Annotated in this window: 9 protein-coding genes and 1 pseudogene; 1 reads left to right on the forward strand and 9 read right to left on the reverse strand. The window is 60.4% G+C overall.

What is annotated here, in order from left to right; all coding sequences use genetic code 11:
- From ACPEH1_RS20205 to ACPEH1_RS20220, 4 genes and pseudogenes are all read right to left on the reverse strand, one after another.
- Positions 1-342, reverse strand: a pseudogene (locus ACPEH1_RS20205) (transposase); the annotation flags it as partial.
- An 83-nt stretch (positions 343-425) separates the two neighbouring features.
- Positions 426-1,283, reverse strand: a complete 858-nt coding sequence (locus ACPEH1_RS20210) for a hypothetical protein (protein WP_423716293.1) — start codon at positions 1,281-1,283, stop codon at positions 426-428.
- Positions 1,284-1,328: 45 nt separating this feature from the next.
- Positions 1,329-2,162, reverse strand: a complete 834-nt coding sequence (locus ACPEH1_RS20215; RefSeq protein WP_423716294.1) for a hypothetical protein — start codon at positions 2,160-2,162, stop codon at positions 1,329-1,331.
- Positions 2,159-3,013 carry a hypothetical protein gene (locus tag ACPEH1_RS20220; protein ID WP_423716295.1) on the reverse strand — a complete coding sequence of 285 codons (855 nt, stop codon included), beginning with the start codon at positions 3,011-3,013 and terminating at the stop codon, positions 2,159-2,161. Before ACPEH1_RS20220 ends, ACPEH1_RS20215 begins: the two co-directional genes overlap by 4 nt.
- 83 nt (positions 3,014-3,096) lie before the next feature.
- On the opposite strand from ACPEH1_RS20220, the gene ACPEH1_RS20225 reads away from it, so the two are divergent.
- On the forward strand, positions 3,097-3,384 hold the full coding sequence (locus ACPEH1_RS20225; protein ID WP_423716296.1) for a hypothetical protein: 288 nt from the start codon (positions 3,097-3,099) through the stop codon (positions 3,382-3,384).
- Between the two features lie 14 nt (positions 3,385-3,398).
- Here the strand turns inward: ACPEH1_RS20225 and ACPEH1_RS20230 are convergent, their stop codons facing one another.
- The 5 genes from ACPEH1_RS20230 to ACPEH1_RS20250 form a co-directional block, all read right to left on the reverse strand.
- A complete protein-coding gene (locus tag ACPEH1_RS20230) occupies positions 3,399-4,517 on the reverse strand; it encodes a hypothetical protein (RefSeq protein WP_423716297.1) in 1,119 nt (372 codons plus the stop codon).
- A 421-nt stretch (positions 4,518-4,938) separates the two neighbouring features.
- A complete protein-coding gene (locus ACPEH1_RS20235) occupies positions 4,939-5,775 on the reverse strand; it encodes a hypothetical protein (RefSeq protein ID WP_423716298.1) in 837 nt (278 codons plus the stop codon).
- The gene (locus tag ACPEH1_RS20240) at positions 5,772-7,106 is read right to left on the reverse strand and encodes a hypothetical protein (protein WP_313161337.1); all 1,335 of its coding nucleotides are present in this window, start codon (positions 7,104-7,106) and stop codon (positions 5,772-5,774) included. The genes ACPEH1_RS20235 and ACPEH1_RS20240 overlap by 4 nt, the downstream gene beginning before the upstream one ends.
- Before the next feature lie 22 nt (positions 7,107-7,128).
- Positions 7,129-7,482 (reverse strand): hypothetical protein, encoded by a 354-nt coding sequence (locus tag ACPEH1_RS20245; RefSeq protein WP_136006684.1) that lies wholly within the window; start codon positions 7,480-7,482, stop codon positions 7,129-7,131.
- A gap of 43 nt (positions 7,483-7,525) precedes the next feature.
- A partial coding sequence (locus ACPEH1_RS20250) for a DUF2345 domain-containing protein (RefSeq protein ID WP_423716299.1) occupies positions 7,526-7,912 on the reverse strand: 387 nt, incomplete at its 5' end.

The raw sequence follows: 7,912 nt of genomic DNA on the forward strand, positions 1-7,912 counted from the left end.
GCCGCTCGCTCACCCCCTTCTCGACCATGCTCCGCACCAGCAGCCTGCGCGCCGGTGCGGTCACCACTTTTTTCGCAACGCATCCTTGATGACGTCGTTCTCGAAGACCTGTTCTGCCAGTAGCTTCTCCAGGCGTGTGTTCTCCGCCTCCAGGTCTTTGAGCCGTTTGGCGTCGGTCACGCTCATGCCGCCGAACTTGCTGCGCCACAGGTAGTACGAGGCCTCGCTAAAACCATGCTGGCGGCAGAGGTCCTTGATGAGCATGCCGGCCTCAGCCTCGCGTAGGAAGCCAATGATCTGCTCTTCGGAAAAGCGCTTTTTCACGTCCAATCTCCTTGTCATTGAATTGGACTCCAAACCGCTTCGCTACTCAATCTCGGGGGACGTCGGTGCTACGGCAGCGAACAAGAAAGATGGAAGCAGGCTCATGGCTGATCGGTGTGCTGGACGTTGGGCGGACAGAAGGCCACACACACACCGAGATGATTGAGTAGCGGTCGAACCGGCTCGTCATGCCGCTGGAAGCTCCACTGCAGCTCAAGACCACCAGCGCTGAAGCCGGGATAGGCGTAGTAGCGATAGTTGCCATCAGGATCATCCTTCAAGTACGACTTTCTCAAGTAGGCCTCGCCGCAGTGACCGTTGATGTACGTGCCTGCCGGGTGACGGGGAACGTCTGGTCCAGGCCAACTGCTGACCCGGCTTTCGTCCAGTGCCGGGCACAGCATCTTTCCATCGACTACCAAGCCGTAGAAGCCCACATCCCGCATCCGATCGGTTGGGCTCGTCCACTTGAGCTTCTCCTTGTCGTCCGGTGACGGCATGAGGTAGAACACATTCGCACGCGGCCAGAGGCGGATGCCGGAGATACGCACCTCCATCAACTGTTCTCCAATAGCCGACGTGTCGTTGGAGTCGATTACTACGCCGCGGCGATCAAAAACATAGAAGTACTGCGCGGACATCGATGCAGGATTGCGGGAAGAAATGATCGCCCGGAACGGCCAATCCTCGGGCGGGTGATAGCTTCCCGTTCCCTGGGGCGGTAGTCGTGTCGAACCGAAGTTCACCCTCCAGTGTGTCTGCTCGTCAGGTGGGGTGACATCTCGGTACGCATCCTCTCCCTCTTCCGGATGGCATTCATAGATGCGGCCCTCCACCGTACGGATGGTGGCGGGGGGCTTGGGGCAGTTGATCGGGCCCATTTGCTCTCCCGGCAGAGTCTCGAATAGACCCGGTGAAATCGACGCGGCGGCTAGGGCAAAGGGATAGAGAAAGCTCATGGCTGATCGGTGTACTGGACGTTGGGGTGGGAGAAAGGTTCCCGCCTATTTCGGCGGACAGAAGGCCACACACACACCGAGACGATTAAGTAGCGGTCGCACCGGCTCGTCATGCCGCTGGAAGCTCCACCGCAGCGCAGCGCCGCCGGCGCGGAAGCCGGGATAGGCGTAGTAGCGGAAGTTGTCGTCCGGATCGTTCGGGAGGGTAGACTCGATCCGGTAGGCCTCGCCGCAGTGACCATTGATGTACGTGCCTGCTGGGTGGTTGGGGATGTCTGGTCCAGGCCAACTGCTGACCAGGCTTTCATCCAGCACGGGACACAGCATCTTTCCATCGACCACCAATCCGTAGAAGCCCACATCCCGCATCCGATCGGTTGGGCTCGTCCACTTGAGCTTTTCCTTGTCGTCTGGTGGCGGCATGAGGTAGAACACATTCGCACGCGGCCAGAGGCGGATGCCGGAGATGCGCACTTCCATCAACTGCTCTCCAATAGCCGACGCATCGTTGGAGTCGATTACTACGCCGCGGCGATCAAAAACATAGAAGTACTCCGCCGCCATTGCTGCGGGATTGCTTGATGAGACGATTGCCCGGAACGGCCAATCCTCGGGCGGGTGATAGCTGCCTGTTCCCTGCGGTGGCAGTCGTGTCGAGCCGAAGTTCATCCTCCAGTGCGTCTGCTCGTCAGGTGGGGTGACATCCCGGTAAGCATCTTCTCCCTCTTGTGGATGACATTCATAGATGCGGCCTTCCACCGTACGGATCGTTGCAGGCGGCTTGGGGCAGTTGATCGGGCCGGTCGGTTCCGGGAGGATCTCAAAGGGGCCGTGTGAAAGTGCTGCGGCAGCGAACAAGAAAGATGGAAGCAGGCTCATGGCTGATCGGTGTGCTGGACGTTGGGCGGACAGAAGGCCACACACACACCGAGACGATTGAGCAGCGGTCGTATCGGCTCGTCATGTCGCTGGAAGCTCCATTGCAGCTCAAGACCGCCAGCGCTGAAGCCGGGATAGGCGTAGTAGCGATAGTTGCCATCAGGATCATTCTTCAAATACGACGTCATCAAGTAGGCCTCGCCGCAATGACCGTTGATGTACGTGCCTGCCGGGTGATGGGGAATGTCCGGCCCGGGCCAATTGCTGACCTGGCTTTCGTCCAGTACGGGACACAGCATCTTTCCATCGACCACCAGTCCGTAGAAGCCCACATCGCGCATCCGATCGGTCGGGCTGGTCCACTTGAGCTTCTCCTTGTCGTCCGGTGGCGGCATGAGGTAGAACACATTTGCACGCGGCCAGAGGCGGATGCCGGAGATACGCACCTCCATCAACTGCTCTCCAACAGCCAATTCATCGTTGGAGTCGATCACTACGCCGCGGCGATCAAAAATATAGAAGTACTGCGCGGCCATCGCGGCAGGGTTGCGGGATGAAACTATCGCCCGGAACGGCCAATCCTCGGGCGGGTGATAGCTGCCTGTCCCTTGGGGTGGCAGTCGTGTCGATCCGAACCTCATCCTCCAGTGCGTCTGCTCGTCAGGTGGGGTGACATCCCGGTAAGCATCTTCTCCCTCTTGTGGATGGCATTCATAGATGCGGCCCTCCACCGTGCGGATCGTTGCGGGCGGCTTGGGGCAGTTGATCGGGCCGGTCGGTTCCGGGAGCATCTCGAAGGGGCCGTGTGAAAGTGCTGCGGCAGCGAGGACGAAAGGAAAAAGCAGGCTCATGGCTGATCGGTGCCCATGCTGATATGTATGTGGTGGATGTGCGTGTCATTGGTGGCCAACACCTCCGTGATCGCGGGAATCGGATGGGCGAGGTCACGCTGCTGCTGCATCCAACAAGTCCGACAACCAGCGCAGTAGTTCGTGGTAAGTACCTCGGGCGCCTCGTAGCCTTAAGGCTGCAAGGAGAGATCGTCACAATCACCTCTGAATTCCGCTATTGCCTCGATCTACAAGAATGCTGTGCTGCCGGCGAACCCGATCAGCTGATTGACCTGCTCAAGCGGACCCTTGAGGTAAGGGAGGGAGGCAAAGTGATAGAGCAGCGTGGCCTGACGCTTGTGCCACAGATTGAACAACAGATTCGCGCCTGAACCCATGATCGCGATCAGAGCTTGGGGCCGGACTGATCGGGTGACCAGATCCAAAGCACATTGCCGTAGTCACTGCCCCTCAACTCGGGGAAGCGGTCATCCTTCTTGAAGTAGCGGCGTGATCCCATTTGGGCCGGGGTATACCACCAGCCGTCCTGTGGCACGCGTTTTCCCGCTTCCATACGATGTGGCCGGGTACACGCTGCGGTGGACGCCGTGCCGGCATAGCTGCCGTCAATATCTTCATATGCATCGTTCATCATTTCGACGAAGTACCACTTACACGGGCGACCTTCGAATCCCTCTCTGGAAACGGCGGAGGGTGCAAGGCTCACGTTCGCTCGGTCTACATCATCGATATCGGGCAAGTCACGGTGTATGGGCTCGCCAATCAATGCATGAAGGCCCGCGGCATTTGACCAGAGTCCGGAACGGCCCACCCGGTCCAGGGCCAACCGGCCAAAGTCGCTCAATGTGTAGGTACTGCCCAGCTCGCCGAAACCACCCGTCCAGGCAAACTGAAGAGCCGCCATAGGATCTTCCTGCGGAACGTAGACACCTGTTCGCGGGGGCGTTTGGTCGCTCACGCCGACAACATCGGTGCGCACCCGGAACCGGGGGATGCGTGGAAACAGGTGTTTCTTCTCCTGCCAGAGAGACCAGAACGAAAAATCGTCGAGCGTGGAGGGGCGGTACATCACGTCGCTCAGCAGACCGGCATAGCGGAAGACCGACTCGGTCAGATGCCTGAACTCATCCTCCTGCTCGCGGCTGGCCCAGATCATCTGATGCGCATACTCATCCAGCATGCGCGAACATTGGTCCTGGCCGGCGGTGCGGTACTGTTCGAACGACCGCAGGGCGATGCTCTTGACCACATTCTCGCGGAAATCTACCAGTGCTGGATACGCGTAGGTGGAAAAGTGACCGGCGGTATCGATGGGACGCCAGTTGGCCAGGGCGCGGCCGGCGGTATCCAGGTCGGCGCGCTCCTCGAGCAGGCCATCGGTGAAGGCAATGAGCGCGTCTATGCGCTCCACCAGTCCTTTGATGTAGGGCATGGAGGCGACGTGGTACAACAGCGTCGCCTGCCGCTTGTGCCATGCATTGAGCTCAAGATAGTCGATTGACATTGGATTAACTCTTGGTTACCTGTCCGGGCAGATTGGGCAGCCCCAACCTGACATCCTGCAGCTGCGACCCGAAAGATGAAACTATCGCCCGGAACGGCCAATCCTCGGGCGGGTGGTAGCTGCCTGTCCCCTGGGGTGGCAGTCTTGTCGAACCGAAGTTCACCCTCCAGTGCGTCTGCTCGTCAGGTGGGGTGACATCCCGGTAGGCATCTTCTCCCTCTTGTGGATGGCATTCATAGATCCGGCCCTCCACCGTGCGGATCGTTGCCGGCGGCTTGGGGCAGTTGATCGGGCCCATTTGCTCTCCCGGAAGGGTCTCGAATAGACCCTGTGAAATCGACGCGGCGGCGAGGACGAGAGAAAAAAGCAGGTTCATAGATGATTGATGTGCTGGAATTTGCAGCGGAGGCAAGCTGCGCGCCTACTTGGGCGGACAAAACGCCACACAAACACCGCGGCGGTTGAGCAGTGGCCGCACCGGCTCGTCATGCCGCTGAAAGCTCCACCTCAGCTCAAGGCCGCCAGCGCTGAAGCCGGGATAGGTGTAGTTGCGAAAGTTGCCATCGGGATCATCCTTTAAATACGACGTCATCAAGTAGGCCTCACCGCAATGACCGTTGATGTAAGTGCCTGCTGGGTGATGGGGAATGTCCGGCCCGGGCCAATTGCTGACCTGGCTTTCGTCCAGTACGGGACACAGCATCTTTCCATCGACCACCAATCCGTAGAAGCCTACACTCCGCATCCGATCGGTTGGGCTCGTCCACTTGAGCTTCTCCTTGTCGTCCGGCGGCGGCATGCGGTAGAACACATTCGCACGCGGCCAGAGGCGGATGCCGGAGATGCGCACTTCCATCATCTGTTCTCCGATAGCCGACGCATCGTTGGAGTCGATCACCATGCCGTGGCGATCGAAAATATAGAAGTACTGTGCGGCCATCGCGGCAGGGTTGCGGGATGAAACTATCGCCCGGAACGGCCAATCCTCGGGCGGGTGGTAGCTGCCTGTCCCCTGGGGTGGCAGTCTTGTCGAACCGAAGTTCACCCTCCAGTGCGTCTGCTCGTCAGGTGGGGTGACATCCCGGTAGGCACTCTCCCCCTCTTGCGGATGGCACTCATAGATCCGGCCTTCCACCGTGCGGATAGTGGCCGGGGGCTTGGGGCAGTTGATCGGCCCCATTGCTGCAGACGGAAGAGTCTCAAAGGGAGCCTGAGAGAGTCCCGCGGCAGCGAAGAGGAAAGGTAGAAGCAAGCTCATGGCTGGTCGGTGCCCATGCTGATATGGATGTGGTGGATATGCGTGTTGTCCGTAGCGAACGCCTCGGTGTTACCTCGTTCTTGGTCAACGATGCCAAGCTGGTTGTAGGTCAAGTTCCACGGCCCACCCAGCCAGCCTAATGTTTCCCGCAACCTCGCATTGGCTATGTACACATGGACCCGACGCGAAAATTCCCGCATGCGGGTGCGCTCAGCGGCCTCTGGCTGACCAGTCGCGATGGGATTGGAATTTGTCGACGATACGCGATGAAAATGGATTGTGACTGTGTGCTGCTGGTTGTTCGCACCGTTCACCGTGGTACGCATATGTGTCAGATCGATGGCCGAGGCATAGCGATGCCGCGTGGAGCCGATGTGGGGCCGCCAGGCGCCGGTGCTGCGGGCGTAGGTGATGTCAAGATCGTCCATCATCTGCAGCAGGAACTCCATCGTGGCGGGATGGGTGCGCCGCAGCGTTTCGTCGGCGGTCATCCGGTTGTCGGGCTGGCCGTTGTCCTGGCGGAAGGAGAGTCGGCCTCGCCCACCGGTGGTGGACTGGTTGTTGAACTGCACTTCCTTGCCATCCGAATTCAATACGCGGTCGTGGAGGCTGGCGCCGGCACCTGTGCCAGCGGTCAACTGTTCGCCATAGATCATGCGCAGCGCGGCTCTGAAGGTGCTGTTCTGAATGCGTGGGTGGTGTGTGCCGTATGCCCGGGAGGCGTCGGCCCAGAGTTGATACGAAATCACGTAGTTGCCAAGGTCAAGAGCGCTTCGAATTTCATCGGACGTATGCGCTTGGGTGAAGTTGTTTCGTGCCCCATCGGCCGGGATCTGATCGTTTCCACCGCCTCGGGTGCGCTGCATGCCGTTCGGGTGCGTTCGACGCACGGAAAGGGTGCAGTTGGCATTCTCGATGACCTCGAGCTCGACCAGCGGTTGAACGTCACGATCACTATCGGTCCCCGTGGCGAGCGCGTGGCGGGGAATCGTGAATGCGTCTCCCGCAACGAACCGCTCGGTAGGCTCCTTGATGAGTACGCGATATCGGCCAGGGCCGGCCACCCTCACGTGGGCGTTGCCTGCCGTATCTGTGCGTCCGGTATCCATGTAGGGGCGTGTTGCGACCCGCCAGGCATCGGGTGCCTGCGGAGTGTTTCTGACAACGAGATAGGGCAGATTGCTGGCTGAGGTGGCGGCGCCGTTGCTCATCATCTGCAGCCGTATCCTGGCGTAGTAATCCGTAGCGATCTGGCAGATGTTCATGGCCACGCCGTCGCGGTCGTTCTCGACGCGGACGGGTACCTGCGGGGCGGGGGCTTGCTGGGTCATGCGTGCGGCTCCATCGTGCAGGTCATACCGAATCCATCTGGAAGGGCATCGCGACGGCGCCCGCGATCACGCTGACCTGCTTGTGCGCGGCGGCGTCATGCTGGAAGGTGCCGATGGTCTTCCAGGAGCCATCGTCGCGCTGGACGTCGATCTGGATTCTGGTAGCGCCAGCCACTGTCCAGAGGGTGGACGTCCCTTCCTTGGCGTCGCCGATCCGGACGGTCAGCCCTGTTCCGCCGATTCCGGTGGAGGCGGTGCGGGCGTTTCCCTGGCCATCGGTCAGTCGGTACGTGAGGCCCTCGACAGGGGTGCCGAGGGAAGTCCTGAATGCAATTTCCGTGGTGCCTTTGTGCGTGCCGTCGCTATGTGCCGTCATTGGGTTCCATCCTGGGTCGGGTGTCCATGCGGGTGCGCGCTGTTCAGCACCCGCAGCTCTCCTCGGTATCGAGGGTCGATTCCTCGATCGCCCAGCCGCGTTTGCCGATGTACGCGGTGACTGGTACCGGTTTTCCAGTGGCCACGGTAATGCTGCGCCCCGTGTCATCCGTGACGCCCTGGGCGAGGACGTCGCCATCCCGGGTGACGATCATGTAGTAGATGTCCGGCCGGGGCGCGTCTTTGCCGTCCACCACCCTCAGCTTGCCGCGATACTTCATCCGCGGGAGCAGCAGTGCCGGCAGCGGCGCGATCCTGGCGGCGCGGCGTTCCCCGCCCATGAACGGATGCTGCCCGGCCTTGACGGTAAACGTGCCTGGGCAGCTGAAAGTGATGTTGCCGCCTTCCAGCGTGATCGCGCTGTTGCCGGC

The sequence above is a fragment of the Stenotrophomonas sp. NPDC077421 genome (assembly GCF_049545505.1).
Lineage (GTDB): Bacteria > Pseudomonadota > Gammaproteobacteria > Xanthomonadales > Xanthomonadaceae > Stenotrophomonas > Stenotrophomonas nematodicola.

Excerpts from the sequence above, each read along its gene's own strand:
- ACPEH1_RS20245 (WP_136006684.1), bottom strand. The coding sequence starts at position 7,482 with ATGACGGCACATAGCGACGGCACGCACAAAGGCACCACGGAAATTGCA.
- ACPEH1_RS20210 (WP_423716293.1), bottom strand. The coding sequence starts at position 1,283 with ATGAGCTTTCTCTATCCCTTTGCCCTAGCCGCCGCGTCGATTTCACCG.
- ACPEH1_RS20225 (WP_423716296.1), top strand. The coding sequence starts at position 3,097 with ATGGGCGAGGTCACGCTGCTGCTGCATCCAACAAGTCCGACAACCAGC.
- ACPEH1_RS20240 (WP_313161337.1), bottom strand. The coding sequence starts at position 7,106 with ATGACCCAGCAAGCCCCCGCCCCGCAGGTACCCGTCCGCGTCGAGAAC.
- ACPEH1_RS20220 (WP_423716295.1), bottom strand. The coding sequence starts at position 3,013 with ATGAGCCTGCTTTTTCCTTTCGTCCTCGCTGCCGCAGCACTTTCACAC.
- ACPEH1_RS20230 (WP_423716297.1), bottom strand. The coding sequence starts at position 4,517 with ATGTCAATCGACTATCTTGAGCTCAATGCATGGCACAAGCGGCAGGCG.
- ACPEH1_RS20215 (WP_423716294.1), bottom strand. The coding sequence starts at position 2,162 with ATGAGCCTGCTTCCATCTTTCTTGTTCGCTGCCGCAGCACTTTCACAC.
- ACPEH1_RS20235 (WP_423716298.1), bottom strand. The coding sequence starts at position 5,775 with ATGAGCTTGCTTCTACCTTTCCTCTTCGCTGCCGCGGGACTCTCTCAG.